The organism is Natronoflexus pectinivorans (assembly GCF_004345615.1).
Classification (GTDB): Bacteria; Bacteroidota; Bacteroidia; order Bacteroidales; family Marinilabiliaceae; genus Natronoflexus; species Natronoflexus pectinivorans.
In genome coordinates, this window is record NZ_SLWK01000001.1 from 173,578 (window position 1) to 195,439 (window position 21,862).

Consider the following 21,862-nt stretch of genomic DNA (forward strand, 5'->3'; position numbering starts at 1 on the left):
TAACATTTTTTACAAATAAATTTAGACAGTTACTTAGCTATGAAAACAAATAAAGATAATCATAATGAACCAATGGTTTATACTTCGCATCGTTCTTATGCTCATCCGCTTTTTTTCTGTCATATTGCGCTTTGCCAATTCCAACAACTTTGTTGTTGGAATCAATAATTTTCAGCAAATCACCTTTTTTAAATTCTCCCTCCATTTTTGTGACTCCGGCCAATAAAAGACTTGTAGCCTTAGCTGAGAAAAGAGCCTGCCGAGCACCTTCGTTGATGTGCACTTCGCTGTTGGCAAATCCTGCTGAATAGGCCATCCATTTTTTTACGGCCGGTCGTGGTGTTCCCGGCAAAAACCGTGTATGTCTCACAGATGCCGCATCAGAGGCCAACGATGTAATAACATTTTCGTTGGTTCCATTGGCAATGTGAACTGAAATCCCACCAGCAGCGGTACTCTGCGCTACCCGTCCTTTAGTTAGCATCCCCCCCCTTCCAAAGTTGCTCTTCTGGGTTGTAACATATCCCGTCAAATCCACATTTTCGCTATCAATTTCTTCTACCAACTGCGAATCAGGAGAATTGGGATTTCCATTGAATATCCCATCTACGTTTGTAAGGATAAATAAGGCCTCGGTGTTCATCATGGATGCCACCAAACCTGCCAACTCATCATTGTCTGTAAACATCAGTGCCGTTACCGATACGGCATCATTCTCATTAATTATAGGTACTATCTGATTATCAAGCAACACCGAAATGCAGTTTTTCATATTCAGATAGTGCTCTCTTGTTCGGAAATCCTCTTTGGTAACCAATACCTGTGCACAGGACATTTTGTGCATATCGAACAACGAGGCATAATTGGTAACCAGCTTTACTTGTCCTACAGAAGATAGCAACTGTCTCTCGGAAACCGGATCCTTTCTTTGTTTGTAATTCACCAGACTTCTGCCGGCTGCCACTGCTCCAGATGAAACCAGAATAACTTTAACCCCCTTTTTATGCAAAAATGCAATTTGGTCTGTAATGTGCGCCATGCGCTCCACATCCAGTTTACCATCCGGACGGGTCAGTACGTTCGACCCTATTTTAATAGTGATGCTTTTATACACTTTATAAATATCGCTGCTTTTTTACCTGTTATTTCTGCTGTTTACTTCCGTTCTCAATCTTCTGATAAGAAGCCATCAATCCTTTGATTAAAGAAGAACTGAATCCCTGATGCTCCATCTCATTCAAACCTGAGATGGTAATACCTCTGGGGGTTGTAACCTTATCGATTTCTGCCTCAGGATGCGTTCCGCCCTCAATAAGCAGATGTGCTGCTCCTTTTACGGTTTGGGAAGCAATTTTCAAAGCCAACTCCGACCCAAAACCAATTTCTATCCCGCCTTGTGTCGCTGCACGGATAAACCTCAATGCAAAAGCGATACCGCAGGCAGCAAGAACAGTTGCTCCGGCCATCAACTCTTCAGGGATAAACTGTACATTTCCAAGCTGTTCAAAAAGCTCTTTTACTTTATCATCCTGATCGGGAGTTGCGTTCAATGATGCAAGACAGGTCATGGACTGACCTATGGCTACCGCAGTATTGGGCATGGCACGAAAAACGGCATTTTTCCCTCCGCTTAATTCCAGTAGAGTTTTGTTGTCAATACCTGTAGCCAGGGAAATCAATACAGCATCACCTGCAATGGCAGGTGAGATTTCTGCCAGCAGATCTTTCATTTGGTAAGGCTTAACTGCGAGGAAAACTATTTTAGCAGATTTAACTGCCTCCAAGTTGTCAGATCCCGTTATGACTCCAAGACCTGCTAAAGGAGCTAACAATTGGGCTCTACGACGAGTTACATGAATCATTTGCGGATCGCAGGCTTTAGTATGAACCAATCCTCGTGCAATGGCCGATCCTAAGTTCCCTCCTCCAATTATGGCTATTTTTTCCATAACGCTATATTCTTCTCTATACCTGGTTAATTTATGCTTCAATTTCCGACTAATTATCAGTCAACCAACAAAAGCATGACAAAAATCAATATTATTATTGTTTTTCCAAACACGTAAAGATATAAAAAACTATAGTTTTTTATAATCCATCCACATTATCATTAAAATACACCTGAACATGCCCCCAGTTCTCTCCTCGTCTTATGCGATGAAGTTGCATCTCACTTACCCCAAATTGCTTGGCAATAATTCGAAGCTTAGTTTTACGATCCGGGTCAAGCAATTTTTTCTTTAATCTCATCACCTGTGTCATGGTCAACTTTGGCCCTTCCACAGGGTTTCTATCTCTAACTTTTTGGCGAGCATCCAAAACTGCAGGATTATGCTGCTGATGAGCCAAGGTCTCCTTTCTGTTTGCCCATTTTAAATTTGAGACAAAATTATTAGTCTTGTTATAATCCAGATGTAAAACAAATTGCTGTCCTTCTTCGGGTTTTGGCAAAAAGTATTCAGCAACTAGTTTATGTACATAAAAGGTCGTGGATTTACCGAACGGCCGTAAAGGCAAAGTTTTATAACCTTTAAGTGTCCCACCTTTAACGATTCGTGCGTTTTCAAAGCTGTCAGAGAAGCTGACAACACGCCCATAATTGCTGATGGCATATTGCTTTCGCAATGCACCTTTGCGAAAATGAATCTCTTTCCACTCCTCATTCCAAAACGAAGTTTTCAATTGAGGGCAAGCAGTCAGGTTTGCGTTTTTCATAATTTCAATTCTTCATAGGTCTTTTACAATGTTTTTTGTGGGGATTTATAAACCTCTGAGAAACTCTCTAAAAATCGGGATGCCATTTCATGGCTCAATGTTAAGGGGGGTAAAAGTCGTATAACATTGGTTGATGAAACACCAGTAAAAATTCTCTTATCCTCCAAAAGCGCTTTCCTGATTGGGGCAACACTTCCTTCAAATTCAATTCCAATCATCAGTCCGCTACCTCGTACCTCCACAATCCCATCCAGTTTACCCAATTCATCAATAAGATATTGACCAACGTTGCGGGTATTTTCAATTAGATTTTGCTCTTCCATTACTTCCAAAACGGCCAGAGAAGCAGCACATGCCAGGTAATTGCCTCCAAAAGTGGTTCCCAACAGACCGTGCGACGCTTCAAATGAGGGCGAAATCAAAACGGCACCTACCGGAAAACCATTGCCCATTCCTTTTGCTGTTGTGATGATGTCAGGGGAGATACCTGCAACCTCAAAGGCAAAAAATGAACCTGAACGGCCATATCCCGACTGTATTTCGTCCAGAATTAAAACTGTGCCCGTTTCTCGGCACAGTTTGTCCAGCTCTTTTAAAAATCCTGCTTCCGGTACGCGAATGCCTCCAATACCCTGGATGCCTTCAATGATTACTGCACAAACATCACCTTTGGCAATCTCTATTTTAACTCCCTCCAAATCATTCAAAGGCAAAATAACGGAGTGGTGTCCTTTATTAATTTCAGCCTGAATTTTGGTATTATCGGTGACGGCAACTGCAGCAGAGGTTCTTCCATGAAATCCTTTACCAAATGCAATCACACGTTTTTTGCCGGTATGAAAAGAAGCCAGTTTTAGCGCATTCTCGTTGGCCTCTGCCCCCGAGTTGCACAAAAAAAGAGAATAATTCTCAAGGCCACTTAGTTTACCAAGTTTTTCTGCCAACTCCACCTGCAATGGATTTTGAACCGAATTGGAGTAAAAACCAATATTATTAAGCTGGTCTGTTATTCGCTTAATGTAATGAGGATGCGAATGACCAATGGAAATGACAGCATGTCCGCCATACAAATCAAGATACTCGTTGCCCTTATCATCCCACACCAGGCAGTCCTTTGCCTTTACAGGAGTGACATTCATTAAGGGATATACATCAAATAAATTCATATTTTTTTTCGAATAATTAAAAACCGGAAGGTTTTAAATAGAGTCCACATTTTTCATCCAAACCAAACATCAGATTCATGTTCTGAACGGCTTGACCAGATGCACCTTTTGTCAGGTTGTCAATGATGCTTGTGATGTGCAGCTTACCATCGTATTTAGCCAGATGCAACAAGCATTTATTGGTGTTCACCACCTGCTTAAGGTCAATATTTTGGTTTGAGCGCACCGTAAAAGGAGCATCCGAGTAAAATTTGTCAAATAATTCAGCCGCACTACTCTGCTCAAGGTCGCAATCGAGATAAACCGAAGCCAGTATACCACGGGTGAAATCGCCCCTGAGAGGAACAAAATTCAACGGAAGATTAAATGCCGGCATCAGTTGATTCAATGATTGTTTTATTTCGCCGAGATGCTGATGTGAGAATGCTTTATACACTGAAATATTACTGTTTCTCCAGCTAAAATGGGTTGTCCCGGTAGGTGCCTGGCCGGCCCCCGTTGAGCCGGTGATGGCATGTATGTGAACTTCATTGAGCAATCCCTCAGAAGCCAATGGTAGCAGAGCCAACTGAATGGCAGTGGCAAAACAACCGGGGTTGGCAACCTTTTGTGCTTTAGAAATTTCATCGCGATTAAGCTCCGGTAATCCATACAAAAAATCATTCCCCGCCGCAATCAAACGAAAATCATGACTGAGGTCAATGATTTTCACCTTCGAAGGAATGTTATGCTTTTGCATAAATTCCGCCGATTTGCCGTGTCCCATACAAAAGAAGACAACATCAACTGATGAGAAATCGGGCTTTTCGTCAAATGCAAGAGTGGTATCGCCAAGCAGGTCGGTATGTACCTTGTAAACCGGCTGACCGGCGTGACTTGAACTCAACACCCATGAAATCTCTGTCTGTGGATGTCCCAAAAGTATTCTGATAAGTTCTCCTGCCGTATAGCCGGCTCCTCCAATGATTCCAACTTTTATCATATCTTACTGCTCCAGTTGCCCTTTATTTACGTTATTAAATATTTTTAATGAGTTGGATATGATGGTGGTAAATCCTTTTACATCATCACCTCCCCAGGCTTTATTTACCTCTCCATATTCGCCAAAATCACTCTTCATCAAGTCATGTGCCGAATCAATGCCTACCATTTCAAAGCGGTATGGATGAAGGTTGATATAAACCTTACCCGACACATTCTGCTGTGTACTTTCCAAAAATGCTTCAATATCACGCAAAACCGGCTCAAGATACATGGCTTCATGAAGCATCATTCCGTACCAATTTGAGATTTGCTCTTTCCAGTACATTTGCCATTTGGTAAGCGTGTGCTTTTCCAATAAATGATGAGCCTTTATAATCAATGTTGGAGCAGCAGCTTCAAAACCAACACGTCCTTTAATTCCAATGATGGTATCCCCCACGTGAACATCACGACCAATGGCATAAGCTGAACCGATTTTTTCAACCTCCTGAATAGCTTCAATTCTATTGGCGAACGATTTTCCGTTAACTCCCACCAACTCACCTTTAGCAAACTCAAGCTCGAGCTTTTCCGACTCTGACTTTTGAGGTTGCGACGGATACGCCTCAGCCGGCAGTCCCTTGTCTGATGTGAGTGTCTCTTTTCCACCAATACTGGTTCCCCAAAGGCCTTTATTTATAGAGTAGGCCATTTTTGTCCAGTCGCGCACAACACCTTCTTTTTTAAGGTATTCAATTTCAGCTTCGCGGCTCAACACCTGGTCTCTGATGGGGGTAATGATTTCGATGTCGGGAGCAAGTATCTGAAATGTCAGGTCAAAACGAACCTGGTCATTTCCGGCACCGGTACTTCCGTGAGCAATATATTTAGCTCCAATGTTGCGTGCATAATCCACAATGGCCAAAGCCTGAAAAATTCGCTCCGAAGAGACCGAAAGAGGATACGTGTTGTTTTTCAACACGTTTCCGTACACCATGTAGCGGATACATTTATTATAATAATCATCGGTAACATCAAGGCTCACATGTTTGGCAACGCCTAAACCATAAGCTTTCTCTTCAATATCCTTAAGTTCAGCATCTGAAAAGCCGCCGGTGTTGGCAATGGCCGACCACACTTCAAGATTTCTTTCCTTTGCTAAATATTTTACGCAATAGGAGGTATCCAAACCTCCGCTGTATGCTACAACTACTTTTTCCTTCATAGTTAATGCTATCTTATTCTGTTTATGCTTTTATACAAAAATGGCTACCAGTTTCCTAAAGAAACTCTTGTTGGATTTGTCGTTTGACTTACTGTTTCCACCCTTTAAGAAAACGAACCGCTTAAACCGAAGCCAACGCTCGTAAACTTTCAGCTTTCTTTTTGGCAGAGGCTTTGGTTTACTTTTCTTTTTCTCCTCTTTTTCCGGGTCGTAAAGCATTCCGGTGCAAAGACAATGTTTGCGGTTGGTTCGCATCAGAATATCGTAATTGACACAACTCTGACAACCTTTCCAGAACTGCTCGTCATCGGTCAGCTCAGAAAAAGTAACGGGTTTATACCCTAAACCTGAATTGATTTTCATCACGGCCAACCCGGTGGTTAGACCAAAAATTTTTGCTTTCGGGTATTTTTTTCTGGACAACTCAAACGCCTTTTGCTTGATTTCTCTTGCCAATCCCTGTCCACGAAACTGGTCTGCCACAATCAACCCCGAATTGGCCACAAACTTATCGTGCCCCCATGATTCAATATAGCAAAACCCTGCAAACTCACCTTCAGCCAAAGCAATAATCGCCTTCCCGTCGATCATCTTCTGACGCACGTACTCAGGATTACGCTTCGCAATTCCTGTGCCTCTCACTTTTGCCGCATCGGCAATTGTTTGAAGGATGACATCTACATATTCCAGATGTTTTTCTGAAGCAATATGTATGGTTACCTTTTTCTCCATTAAAATACTTACAATTAATCTTTCCCTGGTTAAACTCCGAATAACAAAAAACTAAATATTCATTACAATACTTTATCCTCAATGCCCGGAATAAACATGTCCAACGACCTGAGAACTTCTTCAACACTGATTCCTTCCCTGCAGATCAATAAAATGGTATCGTCTCCGGCAATGGTTCCAAGGATTTCATAACAACCCTGTCCATCAATTACTGAAGCAATTCCATTTGCAAAACCCGGACGGGTTTTTACAACTGCCATATTTCCTGAAAACTCAAGAGACAATATTCCGCCCAAAGGGAAGTCTTCTCTTAGGTTCTCCTTTTCAACCTCGACTGTTTCATCAGGCAGCACATATATGTACCCTCCGTCATTACCGGGTTGTTTGGCTACTTTCAATGCCTTTAGGTCGCGCGACAACGTGGCCTGCGTGGTACTAAACCCCTCTTTTTCCAGCAATGCCAGCAATTCTTCCTGACTTCCGACCCTGTTTTTTTCAATCAGCCTGATTATGGCATTTATTCTTTGTGTCTTTATCTTCATGTTGAAGACTTAAGGTTATGTGTTTTAAAAAGAGCGAGGGGCTTAACCAATCGATGATGTAAAATGGCTATCCCCTTTTCATAAACCTGAATAATTATTCAAGTAAAGTGCAAATTTATACAATATTATTCAATCCAAAAAGAAATGGAGGTATTTTTTCCGGTTTTGATAAAAAATATTCAAACACCTGTAAAATGTGGTTTTTAAACCACATTTTTTAACACCCTCTGAAAGCGTGAATATTTCTGCATATTCAAAAAATATACAAAAAAAGTATCATCATATACATGATTTTTGTTTAAAGATGATGTAAATTTGCACAAATAAGATTCCTAAATCTATCTAAATATCATCATTCGCATGAAAAAACATGTAAACAAGGTTGTAATCCTTGGTTCGGGAGCATTAAAAATTGGCGAAGCCGGTGAGTTTGATTACTCAGGCTCGCAAGCCATTAAAGCTTTAAAAGAAGAAGGCGTTTACACCATCCTTATCAATCCCAACATTGCCACAGTTCAAACTTCAGAGAAACTGGCAGATAAGATTTATTTTCTTCCGGTAACCCCTTATTTTGTTGAGCAGGTATTGATAAAGGAGAAGCCCGAAGGACTTCTCCTTTCTTTTGGCGGCCAAACGGCACTCAACTGCGGCGTAAAGCTGTTTGAACAGGGAATTCTGGAAAAATACAATGTTGAAGTATTGGGAACACCGGTTCAATCGATTATTGATACAGAAGACCGTGAAATTTTTGCAGGAAAACTGGCTGAAATTGATGTTAAAACTCCTAGAAGCAAGGCTGTCACCACTGTGAATGACGCATTAAAGGCGGCAGAGAAAATGGGATATCCCATTATCGTCAGAGCAGCCTACACACTTGGAGGAATGGGCAGCGGATTCTGCTCAAATCCCGAAGAGTTGAAACTCCGTGCTGATAACGCCTTCTCATACTCTAACCAAATATTGGTAGAAGAGTCGTTAAAAGGATGGAAAGAAGTAGAATACGAAGTCGTAAGAGATGCATACAACAACTGTATTACGGTTTGTAATATGGAAAATTTCGATCCTCTTGGAATTCATACCGGAGAGAGTATTGTTGTGGCACCATCGCAAACCTTATCCAACTCAGAATATCATAAACTACGAGAACTCGCCATTAAGATAATAAGGCATATTGGAATTGTAGGTGAATGTAATGTACAGTATGCACTTGATCCATATTCAGAAGATTATCGTGTCATAGAGGTTAATGCAAGGCTATCCCGTTCAAGTGCGCTGGCATCGAAAGCCACCGGGTATCCGCTGGCGTTTGTGGCAGCAAAACTGGGACTTGGTTATGGATTGCACGAACTTAAGAATTCCGTAACAAAGGTTACATCGGCATTTTTTGAACCAGCCTTGGATTACGTGGTTTGTAAAATTCCCAGATGGGACTTGAATAAATTCACGGGCGTATCGCGCCAGATTGGCTCAAGCATGAAGAGCGTTGGTGAAATCATGGCCATTGGACGTACTTTCGAGGAAGCAATCCAGAAAGGCTTGCGAATGGTTGGTCAGGGAATGCACGGATTTGTTGGAAATCAGCCACTGAAAAACAAAGATGTGCGGACAGAATTGACCGAACCGACCGACCAAAGAGTTTTTGCCATTGCCGAAGCGCTTGAACAAGGAATGAGCGTTGATGAAATACATGACCTCAGTAAGATAGACAGATGGTTTCTGGAGAAACTTAAAAACATTACTGATCTAAAAGAAAAACTGGGAGAATATTCTTCTCTTGAAGAATTGCCTGACGAACTTCTGATTGAGGCGAAAAAACTTGGCTATTCAGATTTCCAGATTTCACGAATTGTTCTTAAAACCCATGATCACCAGATGGAAGAGGGGTTGTTACAAGTAAGGGAACACAGAAAAAAGAGAGCAATTCTTCCGGTTGTCAAACAAATTGACACCCTCGCAGGCGAATTTCCGGCACAAATTAACTATCTCTATCTTACCTATAATGGCACGCATCACGATGTTGAGTTTGAAAAAGATGGTCGTTCGGTAGTGGTTCTAGGATCCGGAGCCTACAGAATTGGGAGCAGTGTAGAATTCGACTGGTGTAGTGTTAATGCTGTAGAAACAGTGAATGAGCAGGGCTTTCGAAGTGTGATGATCAATTACAACCCGGAAACAGTAAGTACTGACTACGATGTTTGTAGTCGCCTGTTTTTTGATGAATTAACGCTTGAACGGGTACTGGACATTGCTGACCTAGAATCTCCTAAAGGGGTTGTTATTTCAATGGGAGGTCAGATTCCCAACAACTTGGCCATGCGACTGCACCGCCAAAACATCCCCATATTAGGAACTTCACCTGAGGATATCGACCGCGCAGAAAACCGTCAAAAATTCTCCTCACTTCTGGATGATTTAAAAATAGATCAACCACGATGGAGCGAACTGACCTCCATTGAAGACATTTATACTTTTGTGGATGAGGTTGGGTTTCCGGTTCTTGTTCGCCCCTCTTATGTTCTGTCAGGTGCAGCCATGAACGTAGTAAGTAACCGAGAGGAACTTCAACATTTCCTGGAACTGGCCGCCAATGTATCCAAACAATATCCGGTTGTGGTATCTGAATTCATTGAACAGGCAAAAGAGATCGAAATAGATGCGGTAGCAAAAAATGGAGAGGTAGTGGCTTATGCCATATCTGAACACATAGAGTTTGCAGGAGTGCATTCAGGAGATGCCACCATTGTATTTCCGCCACAAAAGATATATATTGAAACCATTCGACGGGTAAAACAAATTTCGAGGAAAATTGCTGCTGCACTTAATATCTCGGGACCGTTCAATATGCAGTTGCTTGCAAAAGATAACGACATTAAAGTTATTGAATGTAACCTGAGAGCATCCCGCAGTTTCCCGTTTGTTTCAAAGGTGCTTAAAGTCAATTTGATAGATATTGCTACCAGAGTGATGTTGGGACTGCCGGTTGAAAAGCCCAATAAAAGTCTTTTCGAACTGGACTATGTAGGAATAAAGGCTCCTCAATTTTCTTTTGCCAGATTATTGCAAGCCGACCCGGTTCTTGGAGTGGACATGGCATCTACAGGGGAGGTTGGATGTATTGGAACCAATTACTACGACGCCGTTTTGCAGTCAATGCTTTCTGTTGGGTATCGGGTTCCTGAGAAAAACATCCTGATTTCGTCTGGTCCATTGAGGGATAAAATAGAATTACTTTCCAGTGCAAGACTTCTTTCCGAGAAAGGTTATAATCTGTTTGCAACTTCCGGAACCCACAGGTTTTTTGAAGAGAACGGGGTTAAAACCACCCTTCTACACTGGCCCGATGAACCGGAAAAACAACCAAACACCATGGACTTTATCAGAGATAAAAAGCTTGATTTGGTCATCAACATACCCAAAAACCTGACAAAGGGAGAGTTGAAAAACGGATATCAAATCCGACGCAGCAGCATTGATTTTAATATTCCACTGATAACCAATGCGAGACTTGCAAGTGCCTTTATCAACTCATTCTGCAGAATGAGTATGGATGATATTTCGATTAAGAGCTGGGATGAGTATAAATAGTTTTTAAACGTAATAAAATCAAAAAAACCGATGCTAAAAATATAGCATCGGTTTTTATATAAACAATAATTACTGATAGATTCTAATTGAGCACCTAATTTAAGGGAACAAACCTAACAGCTTGCCCACCTCCGGCAGCCAATTTTATATTAAAAATGGTATTACTATCCACTTCCATTTCTGAAATAGCAACCGGTTCAGGGTTGGTTTCCCAATCAGCTCCTTCGCCATCTGCATAAATTTGAGCCAGATAGGTACGCCCCTTATCAAGAAAAGACAATTGATAGTTGAACTCACGAGCCTTCTCATTGGTCACACTACCAAGATACCACTCTTCGCTGTGTCTGTCACGACGCACTTTCGTGATATGCTCACCAATTTCTGCATCAATAACCTGGGTATCATACCAGTCAACAGGTACATCAAGCAAAAACTGGAAAGCCGGATGTCCGTCATAATTCTCAGGTAAATCTGCCAACATTTGAATCGGGGAATGAACCAGAACATATAGAGCCAACTGCTTTGCAACAGTGGTATGCACTCTGCGTCCTTCGCGATATTTAATCATCACATCAAAAATGCCGGGAGTATAATCAATAGGTCCTGCCAAAGCTCTGGTGAACGGGAAAATGGTATAATGGTTTGGGGGATTACCTTCACTCCATGCATTATATTCCTGCCCTCGAATACCCTCGGCTGTCATTATGTTTGGATAAGTTCTTCTTAAACCGGTGGGTTTAATCGGCTCATGAAAATTAATAGCAAGTTGATATTCGTGTGCTTTCTGAACAACATAAGCATAATAGTTTACACCAAACTGACCATGGTGCCACTCCTTCATATTTAATCGGGTTCCTACCTGTCCAATCTTTATATCATTTATGCCATGATCCTTGTATAACTGGAAACCTTCATCTATTTGTTCCAAATAATTGATAAGATTTGATCCGGTTTCGTGATATCCAACAATTTTAACTCCTCTTTCCTTACCATAGTTTACAACTTCCGTAAGGTCAAAGCCGGGAACAGTTTCAGTAAATACAAACTCATGCATGGCATCCAGATACCACTCCATAGTCCACCCGGGGTTCCAACCTTCAATCAATAAACGAGGAATCCCATGTTTGGAAGCAAAATCGATATAATATTTAGCATTCTCGGTTGTGGCGCCATGAATTGGCCCCAGCCAAAACGTTCTTTTACCAATATGAAGAGACCACCATATTCCCATATATTTATTGGGTTCAATATATGATAAATCATCAAGTTTGTTAGGTTCATTCAGGTTCAAAACCATGTAGTTTGTGATAAGGTCACCAGGTTTTTCCGCCAATTGTATGGTTCTCCAAGGAGTTTGCATAGGCGATTGTGTTCTCACTTTTGTTCCATCAGCCCAGGGAACCAGATCAGTTTTCAACCTGTTATTTCCTAGCGGAGCTACGGTATAGCTTGCATAATCGACCAATGCAGCTTCATGAAGAGAAATATACATTCCATCATTGGTTTGAAACGTAACAGGTGTATGCACCGTATCCATTCTGCTGATGGGCGTTTCTTCATAAAGATACTCATACCTGTGTTCCTGATATGCCCCAATCCACCATGCTCTATGATCGCCGGTCATGGCAAATTCAGTCAACTCATCCATGATCACAAATTCACCAATGTTTTCCTGCTCAGGTATGATGTAGCGAAAAGCTACTCCATTATCGAAAACCCGGAAGACAATGCTCATGATTCGCTCTTCGCCCCCATCTTCCTGAAGATCAATCCACAATTCGTTGTGATGATCACGAATAAACTGCTTCTCTCCCCACACCTGCTCCCAAACTTCATCTTGAGTTGAAAAGCGTGTATCTACAATTTTAAAATTGTCTTTTAGCGGAGCCTGATCACGAAGTATAAACCCCATGGCAGATGGCTCAATGGCCTTACGGCCATTATATGTTACGCTATAAAAAGGTTCTCCATCAACCAATTCGAACTTAACCTGCACATTTCGATCGGGTGATGAAACAGTTGCTGTATCTTTGTCACCACAAGCATTCAGCAACAATCCTACAAATAATGAAATAAAAAAGAGTCTCTTCATAATAATATATTCAAATTAACATTAGCATTCCTAACGGAATACAAATTAACAAATATATCAGAATTCTGACAGGGTAAGAATGTATTACGGTTATGGATAAAATGTAATATTAACTCGTGAAACAGGGGTGCAAATGTTTACTAAACCTGCAATTTATATAGAAAAGATGATTCCCTCCCTTTGTGTGATACTACGAACTTTTGTTCATGGTTAAGAACAACGACAAGACTATATATAAAGGAATTATAAACGCAAAAGCGCCAACTCCCGTAAATATAATAGCCAATAATGAAAGTGCCATAAGAAGGAAACGGGGCTTATTTCCTTTCCATTTAAAATGAGAGAACTTAAGTGAAAACATTGGCATCTCACTCACTAAAAGTGCAGAAAAAACCAGTACAATAAAAATCACCACCAAAGGATTTGTAAGTTGAAGCCAGGCACCTTCTCGTACTACGATGAGATACGCCAGAGAAACTGCAAACATCCCGGTTGCTGTGGTGGTTAATCCCAAAAATGTATCGCTCTGTCGATCATCGTTGTTAAATTTCGCCAAACGAAGAGCGGCAAAAACTGCCAACACAAAAGGTGTAAGCACCATCAACATTTGCAGAAAAGGGAGAGAAAGAAATGCCCCACCCCAGGTGCCTGTGTAATGAAAATGAATCAATGACGAGAAAACGGCAGCAGGAGCAACCCCAAAACTGATCAGATCAGCAAGCGAATCCAGATCTTTTCCTATATCGCTGTATGCATTGAGCATTCTGGCTGCAAATCCATCCATAAAATCAAGCAGTGCAGCAGCTAAAATGCACCAGGCTGTTAAATCCGGCCTACCGGCAATTGCAAGGTAAATTCCTACCGTTCCAAAAAAAAGATTTAAACTTGTTATTGCGTTTGGAATATGCTGTTTTAGCTTCATAGCTTCATCAATTTAAAATGATCATGAAACAGATCCGATTTTCAATCATTCAGATTCATTCTGCGTACACAAAATGAATCGTGACAAAGCTAATGCATAAAATCTAAATATTGGAAATCATAACAAAAAAAATGGCTTGTTGCAGCGCTGCGTCAACTCGACTTAAATTTGAAAAAACTTACAGCATCCTTCAAACTTTCTGCCTGAGCTGCTAATTCTTCGGAACTTGAAGCCAACTCCTCTGAAGAAGCAGAGTTCTGGTTGGTCACATTAACCATTGATTGCACAGCAGCATTGATCATATCGGCTCCAGTTCTTTGTTCTCCACTGGATGCAGAAATCTCCTTAACCAAAATTGCTGTTTGCTGAAACTCCGGAATCAGTTTTTCAAGTAATTCCCAGGCATGTTTAGCCACAGCCAGACTATTCTTGCTTAATTGCGAAATATCATTGGCGGCACGTTGGGTATTTTCCGACAACTTTTTAACCTCGCCGGCTACCACACTGAATCCTCTTCCGGCATCTCCGGCTCGTGCGGCTTCAACCGCAGCATTAAGCGCAAGCAAATTGGTTTGCGTACTGATTTCCTTGATAATGGTAATTCGGGAGGTGATTTGCTCCATGGCCTCCAGAGTTTCTTTAAATGCTTCGGTTAACTGTGCCATACTCTGCTCAGACTCATTTACAACAGAATCCGCCTTATTAGCGTTATCGGTGTTCTGCATTATACTCGAAACCATTTCCTCCATTGAAGTCCCAATCTCCTCGGTTGAAGCTGCTTGTTCCGTTGCTCCATCAGCAATTATTTGGGAGGCACTGCTCATTTGTTGAGAAGCAACCACCACATTAGATGCTCCTTCTGAAATTTCCATTACAATCTGCTGCAACTTTTTTATCATATTTGCCAATGAACGTGACAAATCTCCCACCTCATCATTCAATCTTGATTCCACCTCAACTGAGAGATTTCCTCCGGCAACTTCCCTGGTTTTATTTGACAAATCTGATATTGGATTGGATATTTTTAAACCAACATAATAGGCAAAACCCAATCCCAAAAGCACAATTATCAATGCCATTGTGACTACCCAAACTATGGTTCTTCTCAGATCCTCCTGACGTTGAACGCGTATGGCTTGAACCGCTTCTTCAATATCGTCATAATAAAGACCGGTACCTATAACCCAGCCAAAAGGCTCAAACAATAAAGAGTATCCTCTTTTAGGCAAAGCCTCAGTCTCCCCTAATTTTGGAAACCAATACTCGGCAAATCCCCCTCCGGAAATCCCTGCGTTTAAGATATCTTTTATGAATTCATTCCCGTGGGAATCAACCAGGTCAATTCGATTAAAACCTTCCACCCCTGTACTTCCCGGTAATACAACATTGGTCCCATCTTTGGTATCGGCCCAAAAATAGCCTTCTTCACCAAATCTCAATTCTCTCAAAACATCTGCCGCTAAACGGGTTCCTTCTTCATATCCAAGCTCTCCCGATATAATTTTATCATTAAAACCCTTCAACATTGAAACAGCTGTTTCCACTTCACTAATTAATAACAGGTCAAGATTGTCCATCAACCTAACCTCAAGATCTTCTATTTGCCGCACTCCATTGCGGTATGTAATGTAAGAAAATGTTGATGTAATTAGTGCCGCTAAAATTAACATAGCTACACCGGTAAAAAGTGCAATCTTATTTTTCAGCTTTGAAAAGAACCTTTTGATCATTGTTATGGTTTTAATGGGATGTCTGACAAGTTCATAATAATGAGCATAATTACGAGGAGTAAAAAAAGAGGTTTCATATTTAACTTAATTATAGCTTTTTTAAAATATCAGATGAACGAAAGCTTGAAAACATAATGGTAAAAACAAAAAATGAACACTTTAATCACTATTCCTTATTATGAACTACAATTAAATTCAGTTTGATTAAAAAGTCATTAACAAATAGAACTTAATAACGATCCTACTCGTATTAAGAAATGACTATATAAACTTTACTAAAACGTTGTATTATGCAAGTAAAATGGACGCCGGATTTATCTGTATCAAACGAAGGACTGGATAAAGAACACCAAAAATGGATAGAAATCCTGAACAACTTCTACCAGGGAATTCTAGATGGTAGTCCTAAAGAAAAACTGGAACAACTTGTTCTTGCAATGCTTGATTACACCAAATATCACTTTGCCAGCGAAGAAGAGTTTATGAAATCGGTAAACTATCCTGATTTGAAAGAGCATCAGGAAAAACATGCATTTTATGTTGACAAAATCACCGGCTTTTATGAAAAAATAAAGGACGGAAAACTAATCCTTTCCCTTGAGGTAACCAACTTCCTTAAAACTTGGCTCATCAATCACATAAAAGGAACCGATCAGCAATATGCAAGATATGTGGATGGCCAGTAGCCATCCATAAACATTTGATTTTAGCCAGACATTTTTTATTTTCACATTCTTAAACCAATTAAGCACCTAATTAATTTAACCTAAGAAGTATTCAAACAATGATTAAATGGAATGACAATTTTAGCGTCAACAATCAAACAATTGACAATGAACACCAATCTCTTTTTAAAGCGCTGAATGATTTTTATGAAGGACTGAGAAATAAGGCCTCTAATGAAAATATGAGTCGATTGATTGAAAATCTGATCAACTACACAAAGACTCACTTTACCAATGAAGAAGATTTTATGCGTTCTATCAATTATCCGAAAATCGAAGACCACATAAAAGAACATCGTGAATTCATTGCCAAAACAGAGGATTTTTACACCAAATTTAAAAGCGGGAAGCTGTTGGTATCCTTTGAAGTTACCAACTTCATTAAGGATTGGATTACCAATCACATCATGACTGAAGACAAACAATATGCAGCTTTCGCAGAAAAATAGGTATGCACTGAAAACTTCAATGATTTATGATTGAATGGAAAAAAGAATACAGCATTGATGTGCCACAAATAGATGAAGAGCACAAAACTCTCATAAAGTCACTCAATGAGTTTTATGAAGGTTTAAGGATAAATTCATCAAAAGAAAATCTTGATATACTCATTCAAAGGCTACTAAAATATGCAGAATCCCATTTCTCCAATGAGGAGAAATATATGCAAAGCATAAATTATCAGAACATAGAAGAACACTCAAAAGAGCATAAGGAATTTATGTCTAAAGCAAACGACTTCTATGAAAAATTCAGGAGTGGGAAGATGATGGTCTCCTTTGAAGTTACTAATTTTATTAAGGATTGGATTGTTCATCATATCCTCAATGAGGATATGAAGCTAAAAAACTGAACTCATTATAATCTTAATACAAAAAACAGGGGTTGCCGTAGTGGCAACCCCTGTTTTTGTTTATCATTTTACCTGAATGATTACTTACGTACTTCCAGCAACAAATTAAGAATATCGATGGCTGCTTTAGCAACGGAGGTTCCGGGGCCAAAAATACCAACAACTCCCGAATCATATAGGAATTGGTAATCCTGACTAGGAATTACACCACCGGCAATCACCATAATGTCTTCACGGCCAAGTTTCTTAAGCTCCTCAATAACTTGTGGAACAAGCGTTTTGTGTCCGGCGGCAAGGGAAGAAACTCCCATTACATGCACATCGTTTTCTACGGCTTGCTTGGCAGCCTCGGCTGGAGTTTGGAACAAAGGCCCCATATCCACATCAAAACCGATGTCGGCATAACCGGTTGCTACAACTTTTGCCCCGCGGTCGTGGCCATCCTGTCCCATTTTAGCCACCATAATACGTGGCTGACGACCTTCGATTTCTGCAAAATTGCGTGCCAGTTCCTGAGCTTTGGCAAAGTCGTTGTCATCACCGGCCTCTGAGGAGTAAACTCCATGAATTGAACGTATCACAGCTTTATATCTTCCTACTATGGTTTCACATGCATAAGAAATTTCACCCAATGATGCGCGTTTTTGAGCTGCATCAACAGCAAGTTCCAACAGGTTACCTTTACCGGTTTCCACACATTTGGTAATGGCTTTTAAAGCTGCCTGTACCTCCACTTCGTTTCTTTCTGCTCTTAACTTCTGCAAACGCTCAATTTGAGACTTACGTACTGCAGTATTGTCAATGTCGAGAATGTCAATGGGATCTTCTTTCTCAAGACGGAAACGATTGGTTCCAACAATCACCTGTTTGCCACTGTCAATTTTTGCCTGTGTACGTGCTGCCGCTTCTTCAATTCTCATTTTGGGTAATCCGGTCTCAATGGCTTTTGCCATTCCTCCCATCTCCTCAACCTCCTGAATCAGAGTCCAAGCTTTTTCAGCCAGTTCGTTGGTAAGTGCTTCCACGTAATAAGAACCGGCCCATGGGTCGATGGCGCGACAAATTTGTGTCTCCTCCTGGATAAACAACTGGGTGTTACGTGCAATACGTGCAGAGAAATCAGTTGGCAAGGCGATGGCTTCATCCAATGCATTGGTGTGTAATGATTGAGTGTGACCCAAAGCAGCTGCCATGGCTTCGATACAGGTACGACCAACATTGTTGTACGGATCCTGTTCGGTTAGTGACCATCCTGAAGTTTGAGAGTGAGTTCTCAAAGCCAGAGATTTTGGATTTTTAGGATCGAACTGCTTTACAATCTTCGACCACAACATGCGCGCAGCACGCATTTTGGCGATTTCCATAAAATGGTTCATCCCTACTGCCCAGAAGAATGATAGACGCGGTGCAAAAGCATCAACGCTCAGCCCGGCATCTACTCCGGTACGAAGATATTCCAATCCATCGGCCAATGTATAAGCCAACTCGATATCGGCGGTGGCACCAGCTTCCTGCATGTGGTATCCCGAGATGGAGATGCTGTTGAATTTAGGCATATACTTCGAGGTATATTCAAAAATGTCAGCAATCACCTTCATTGAAAACTCCGGTGGATAAATATATGTGTTACGTACCATGAACTCCTTCAAAATATCGTTCTGAATGGTTCCTGACAGGTCTTCAAGCTTACAACCCTGTTCAAGTCCGGCTACAATATAAAAAGCCATTACCGGCAATACAGCACCATTCATGGTCATTGATACCGACATCTTATCCAATGGAATTCCATCAAACAACACCTTCATGTCCAGAATGGAATCAATGGCTACACCTGCTTTTCCTACATCTCCAACTACTCGTTCGTGATCGGAATCGTAGCCACGGTGTGTAGCCAGGTCAAATGCTACCGATAGACCTTTCTGTCCGGCAGCCAGGTTTCTGCGGTAAAATGCGTTAGATTCCTCAGCTGTGGAAAATCCGGCATACTGACGAATTGTCCATGGACGCATGGCGTACATACCGGAGTATGGCCCACGAAGGAAAGGAGGCAGTCCGGCAGCATAGTTCAGATGCTCCATTCCGGCCAGGTCTTCCTTGGTATAGACACGTTTAACGGGAATGCGTTCCGGTGTAACCCAGTCCTTTTTAATCCCGTTTTTTTGAGCCCATCCGGCAGCACTGGCTCCGCATGGCTCTTTTTGAAATGATATTTTTGAAAAATCTGGTTTCATTTTATTTCATTTTTAACGCAAAGACACAGAGTCACAAAGATTTTAATTTATTGTCTAAAAGTTATTCACTTTTCGGTAGATCCCCTTCTGTAGTACCGGAACATTGAAATTTATTAATAAACCCAAACGCTTCCCGGCCAATTTCAAATAAGTGACCAACTGAACCTCGTGAACAGGATGGATCTCTTCAACAGCCTTTAGTTCTATAATTATCTCCTTCTCTATTAAAAAATCAAGATAAAACATTTTACTCAATACTTCACCTTTATAAATTTTAAAGGCAACCCGACTTGCTCTTCAACAAGAAGGCCATTATTCCTCAGTTCTTTTGCAAGACATTCGGCATAAACAGACTCAAGTAATCCCGGACCCAATTCCTTGTGAACATCAATGGCTCCGCCAATTATTTGAGATGAAATATGGTTGAGTAAATCCCTTTGCATATTCTCTGAAAAAACTCAGCGTCTTAGCGTCTCTGCGTTTAGAAATTAATATTCAACAGTTTATTAAACCCTTGCAAAGTTTCAAGCACGTTGCTGCGAACATTTATAAAATGTTCAATGCCTTTGGCTTTCAATTCATCCATGCAAGCAGGTGCCCCGGCAACAACGAACTGTGCCTTTCCGTCCAATTTTTCAAATGCAAGAGGAGCAGCTTCGGTATATTCATCATCGGATGAGCAAAGAACTACAATATCTGCATTTGCTTTAATGGCAGCATCAACACCCTCTTCAACAGTAGCAAAGCCTAAGTTGTCGATGATTTCATATCCGGCACATCCAAAGAAATTACCAGAGAACTGAGAACGAGCTAGTCGCATGGCCAGATTTCCGTAGGTCAACATAAAGACCTTAGGTCTTTTGGCGGCTTTTTCGGTGGCGAATCGCAATGCTTCAAACTCTTCGGCACAACGGAACAAGCGTATTGGTTCAATATCGCCTCCTTCAACGCCGGCTTTGTTAACCAATGCCTCATCTATTGACTCTGCCACTTTTTCTGATGTATTGGGGTACTGGTTGGTTCCAACCATTACAGATCTGCGTTGAGCCAGAGTTTTGCGTTGCGTATCGGCAGCTTCTTTAATCTGGTTTTGAATAAAGCCCTCTTTCAGAGCAGAGATATATCCGCCTTTTTCTTCCACAGCAAGAAACAAGCTCCATGCTTCTTTAGCAATGCTGTCGGTAAGTGCTTCAATGTAATAACTTCCGGCAGAAGGATCGGTAATCATGCTGAAATATGACTCCTCTTTTAGCAGCAATTGCTGATTTCTTGCAATCCGCTCACTGATTTCTCCCGGAGTTCTGAACACCTTATCAAAAGGCTGAACGGTAAGAGAGTGACAACCGCCTATTGATGCAGACATGGCCTCAGTTTGAGTACGCAGCATGTTAACATAAGGATCGTAAACTGTTTTATTGAATTCTGAGGTTTCAGAATGAACAATCATTTTGCACACATCATTGCCCGATGGCTTATATTCCCGAACGATGGTCGACCACAATAAACGACCAGCTCGAAGTTTGGCAATTTCCATAAAGTAATTTGAGCCTACGCTCAAATTAAAACGAATGGATTTTGCGGCATCATTAATATTTATGCCACGCTCGGTTAATTGAGCCAAGTATTCATTCCCCATTGATAAGGCAAAAGCCAGCTCCTGTACAATGGTTGAACCGGCATTGCCAAAATAGCGCCCATTTACAGTTATGGTTTGAAAAGCTGGCAAATTCTTTGCTTCGCTGACCACTTCAGCGACGTGAACCATTGTTTTTTCAATGGTTTCACAAGATTTTCCGGAAATAGTCAGTTGCCCTATCGGATCAAAATTAATAGATCCGGCAACCTTCTCCATGTCGCGGTTTTGAGAACCGAATTCAGCGATCACCAATTGCAGCAGTTTTTTGTTGCCATGGCGGGTACTGAAATTGAGTTCCACATCATTTGACACCAAATTCTTCAGAAGTTGCGACACACTCTCCTTAGAGATAAGGTTCTCATCCTCAAAAAAGAACCCAAGAGAGCTCACTCCTTTGGTTAGCAGAGCAAGTGCTTTTTCGTTGGCTGTTTTTGGGTCATTCACCACAATGTCCTGACGAACGAACCATTTGTTGGTGTTCTTGGTTCCGCGCACATAAGGAAATTCTCCAGGAAGAGAGTTCAGATAACTGAATTGCTCCAGGTCTTCCTCACGGTAGAATGGTTTCACACTAAAACCCTCGTTGGTTTTCCAAACGAGTTTTTTCTCAAAGTCAGCACCTTTGAGATCCGCTGTTATTTTATCCATCCACTCCTGTGTGGAAACAGGAGGGAAATCTGCAAACAACGGTTGATTTGATTTATCTGCCATAATGTAACTGTTTTATAATGCGAGTTTACAGGCC

The 21,862-nt window shown here is 41.1% G+C and carries 19 protein-coding genes; 4 read left to right on the top strand and 15 right to left on the bottom strand.

Annotated features, from left to right (window positions below; genetic code table 11):
- Window positions 1–37: 37 nt before the first annotated feature.
- The 8 genes from proB to argR all read right to left on the bottom strand — a co-directional run bounded on the left by proB (window position 38) and on the right by argR (window position 7,343).
- The gene (proB, locus tag EV194_RS00725; protein WP_243699287.1) at window positions 38–1,114 is read right to left on the bottom strand and encodes a glutamate 5-kinase; all 1,077 of its coding nucleotides are present in this window, start codon (window positions 1,112–1,114) and stop codon (window positions 38–40) included.
- Window positions 1,115–1,142: 28 nt separating this feature from the next.
- Window positions 1,143–1,949 carry a pyrroline-5-carboxylate reductase gene (gene proC / locus EV194_RS00730; protein WP_132431086.1) on the bottom strand — a complete coding sequence of 269 codons (807 nt, stop codon included), beginning with the start codon at window positions 1,947–1,949 and terminating at the stop codon, window positions 1,143–1,145.
- Between the two features lie 139 nt (window positions 1,950–2,088).
- Complete coding sequence (locus EV194_RS00735; RefSeq protein WP_243699288.1) at window positions 2,089–2,715, bottom strand: NUMOD4 domain-containing protein; 627 nt, start codon at window positions 2,713–2,715, stop codon at window positions 2,089–2,091.
- 23 nt (window positions 2,716–2,738) lie between these two features.
- On the bottom strand, window positions 2,739–3,881 hold the full coding sequence (locus EV194_RS00740; RefSeq protein WP_132431088.1) for an aspartate aminotransferase family protein: 1,143 nt from the start codon (window positions 3,879–3,881) through the stop codon (window positions 2,739–2,741).
- 16 nt (window positions 3,882–3,897) lie between these two features.
- Complete coding sequence (gene argC / locus EV194_RS00745; RefSeq protein ID WP_132431090.1) at window positions 3,898–4,863, bottom strand: N-acetyl-gamma-glutamyl-phosphate reductase; 966 nt, start codon at window positions 4,861–4,863, stop codon at window positions 3,898–3,900.
- A gap of 3 nt (window positions 4,864–4,866) precedes the next feature.
- Window positions 4,867–6,069, bottom strand: a complete 1,203-nt coding sequence (locus EV194_RS00750) for an argininosuccinate synthase (RefSeq protein WP_132431092.1) — start codon at window positions 6,067–6,069, stop codon at window positions 4,867–4,869.
- A gap of 30 nt (window positions 6,070–6,099) precedes the next feature.
- Window positions 6,100–6,801 carry a GNAT family N-acetyltransferase gene (locus tag EV194_RS00755; protein ID WP_132431094.1) on the bottom strand — a complete coding sequence of 234 codons (702 nt, stop codon included), beginning with the start codon at window positions 6,799–6,801 and terminating at the stop codon, window positions 6,100–6,102.
- Window positions 6,802–6,863: 62 nt separating this feature from the next.
- Window positions 6,864–7,343 (bottom strand): arginine repressor, encoded by a 480-nt coding sequence (argR, locus tag EV194_RS00760; RefSeq protein WP_132431096.1) that lies wholly within the window; start codon window positions 7,341–7,343, stop codon window positions 6,864–6,866.
- A gap of 360 nt (window positions 7,344–7,703) precedes the next feature.
- Here argR and carB point away from each other — a divergent pair, with 360 nt between their 5' ends.
- Window positions 7,704–10,928: a carbamoyl-phosphate synthase (glutamine-hydrolyzing) large subunit gene (carB, locus tag EV194_RS00765; RefSeq protein WP_132431098.1), complete on the top strand. Its 3,225-nt coding sequence runs from the start codon at window positions 7,704–7,706 to the stop codon at window positions 10,926–10,928.
- A 94-nt stretch (window positions 10,929–11,022) separates the two neighbouring features.
- Here the strand turns inward: carB and EV194_RS00770 are convergent, their stop codons facing one another.
- The 3 genes from EV194_RS00770 to EV194_RS00780 form a co-directional block, all read right to left on the bottom strand.
- Window positions 11,023–13,020 (bottom strand): glycoside hydrolase family 97 protein, encoded by a 1,998-nt coding sequence (locus EV194_RS00770; protein WP_132431100.1) that lies wholly within the window; start codon window positions 13,018–13,020, stop codon window positions 11,023–11,025.
- 190 nt (window positions 13,021–13,210) lie between these two features.
- Complete coding sequence (locus tag EV194_RS00775) at window positions 13,211–13,942, bottom strand: CDP-alcohol phosphatidyltransferase family protein (protein ID WP_132431102.1); 732 nt, start codon at window positions 13,940–13,942, stop codon at window positions 13,211–13,213.
- A 152-nt stretch (window positions 13,943–14,094) separates the two neighbouring features.
- A complete protein-coding gene (locus EV194_RS00780) occupies window positions 14,095–15,672 on the bottom strand; it encodes a methyl-accepting chemotaxis protein (RefSeq protein WP_132431104.1) in 1,578 nt (525 codons plus the stop codon).
- Window positions 15,673–15,962: 290 nt separating this feature from the next.
- Between EV194_RS00780 and EV194_RS00785 the strand changes: the two genes are divergently transcribed.
- The 3 genes from EV194_RS00785 to EV194_RS00795 all read left to right on the top strand — a co-directional run bounded on the left by EV194_RS00785 (window position 15,963) and on the right by EV194_RS00795 (window position 17,250).
- Complete coding sequence (locus tag EV194_RS00785) at window positions 15,963–16,358, top strand: bacteriohemerythrin (protein ID WP_132431106.1); 396 nt, start codon at window positions 15,963–15,965, stop codon at window positions 16,356–16,358.
- Window positions 16,359–16,456: 98 nt separating this feature from the next.
- A complete protein-coding gene (locus tag EV194_RS00790; RefSeq protein WP_132431108.1) occupies window positions 16,457–16,846 on the top strand; it encodes a bacteriohemerythrin in 390 nt (129 codons plus the stop codon).
- 26 nt (window positions 16,847–16,872) lie between these two features.
- Complete coding sequence (locus tag EV194_RS00795; protein ID WP_132431110.1) at window positions 16,873–17,250, top strand: bacteriohemerythrin; 378 nt, start codon at window positions 16,873–16,875, stop codon at window positions 17,248–17,250.
- Window positions 17,251–17,330: 80 nt separating this feature from the next.
- On the opposite strand, the gene scpA is transcribed toward EV194_RS00795, so the two are convergent.
- The 4 genes from scpA to mutA are packed head-to-tail and all read right to left on the bottom strand — an operon-like array spanning window position 17,331 to window position 21,828.
- Window positions 17,331–19,481 (bottom strand): methylmalonyl-CoA mutase, encoded by a 2,151-nt coding sequence (scpA, locus tag EV194_RS00800; RefSeq protein WP_132431112.1) that lies wholly within the window; start codon window positions 19,479–19,481, stop codon window positions 17,331–17,333.
- A 54-nt stretch (window positions 19,482–19,535) separates the two neighbouring features.
- Complete coding sequence (locus EV194_RS17050; RefSeq protein ID WP_243699316.1) at window positions 19,536–19,727, bottom strand: GxxExxY protein; 192 nt, start codon at window positions 19,725–19,727, stop codon at window positions 19,536–19,538.
- 5 nt (window positions 19,728–19,732) lie between these two features.
- The gene (locus EV194_RS17055; protein ID WP_243699289.1) at window positions 19,733–19,924 is read right to left on the bottom strand and encodes a GxxExxY protein; all 192 of its coding nucleotides are present in this window, start codon (window positions 19,922–19,924) and stop codon (window positions 19,733–19,735) included.
- A 38-nt stretch (window positions 19,925–19,962) separates the two neighbouring features.
- Complete coding sequence (gene mutA / locus EV194_RS00810; protein ID WP_132431114.1) at window positions 19,963–21,828, bottom strand: methylmalonyl-CoA mutase small subunit; 1,866 nt, start codon at window positions 21,826–21,828, stop codon at window positions 19,963–19,965.
- Window positions 21,829–21,862 lie beyond the last annotated feature (34 nt).

Bases quoted from the DNA above. Each gene is read 5' to 3' on its own strand.
- proC (WP_132431086.1), bottom strand. From the start codon at position 1,949: ATGGAAAAAATAGCCATAATTGGAGGAGGGAACTTAGGATCGGCCATT.
- EV194_RS00735 (WP_243699288.1), bottom strand. From the start codon at position 2,715: ATGAAAAACGCAAACCTGACTGCTTGCCCTCAATTGAAAACTTCGTTT.
- EV194_RS00740 (WP_132431088.1), bottom strand. From the start codon at position 3,881: ATGAATTTATTTGATGTATATCCCTTAATGAATGTCACTCCTGTAAAG.
- argC (WP_132431090.1), bottom strand. From the start codon at position 4,863: ATGATAAAAGTTGGAATCATTGGAGGAGCCGGCTATACGGCAGGAGAA.
- EV194_RS00750 (WP_132431092.1), bottom strand. From the start codon at position 6,069: ATGAAGGAAAAAGTAGTTGTAGCATACAGCGGAGGTTTGGATACCTCC.
- EV194_RS00755 (WP_132431094.1), bottom strand. From the start codon at position 6,801: ATGGAGAAAAAGGTAACCATACATATTGCTTCAGAAAAACATCTGGAA.
- argR (WP_132431096.1), bottom strand. From the start codon at position 7,343: ATGAAGATAAAGACACAAAGAATAAATGCCATAATCAGGCTGATTGAA.
- carB (WP_132431098.1), top strand. From the start codon at position 7,704: ATGAAAAAACATGTAAACAAGGTTGTAATCCTTGGTTCGGGAGCATTA.
- EV194_RS00770 (WP_132431100.1), bottom strand. From the start codon at position 13,020: ATGAAGAGACTCTTTTTTATTTCATTATTTGTAGGATTGTTGCTGAAT.
- EV194_RS00775 (WP_132431102.1), bottom strand. From the start codon at position 13,942: ATGAAGCTAAAACAGCATATTCCAAACGCAATAACAAGTTTAAATCTT.
- EV194_RS00780 (WP_132431104.1), bottom strand. From the start codon at position 15,672: ATGATCAAAAGGTTCTTTTCAAAGCTGAAAAATAAGATTGCACTTTTT.
- EV194_RS00785 (WP_132431106.1), top strand. From the start codon at position 15,963: ATGCAAGTAAAATGGACGCCGGATTTATCTGTATCAAACGAAGGACTG.
- EV194_RS00790 (WP_132431108.1), top strand. From the start codon at position 16,457: ATGATTAAATGGAATGACAATTTTAGCGTCAACAATCAAACAATTGAC.
- EV194_RS00795 (WP_132431110.1), top strand. From the start codon at position 16,873: ATGATTGAATGGAAAAAAGAATACAGCATTGATGTGCCACAAATAGAT.
- scpA (WP_132431112.1), bottom strand. From the start codon at position 19,481: ATGAAACCAGATTTTTCAAAAATATCATTTCAAAAAGAGCCATGCGGA.
- EV194_RS17050 (WP_243699316.1), bottom strand. From the start codon at position 19,727: ATGTTTTATCTTGATTTTTTAATAGAGAAGGAGATAATTATAGAACTA.
- EV194_RS17055 (WP_243699289.1), bottom strand. From the start codon at position 19,924: ATGCAAAGGGATTTACTCAACCATATTTCATCTCAAATAATTGGCGGA.
- mutA (WP_132431114.1), bottom strand. From the start codon at position 21,828: ATGGCAGATAAATCAAATCAACCGTTGTTTGCAGATTTCCCTCCTGTT.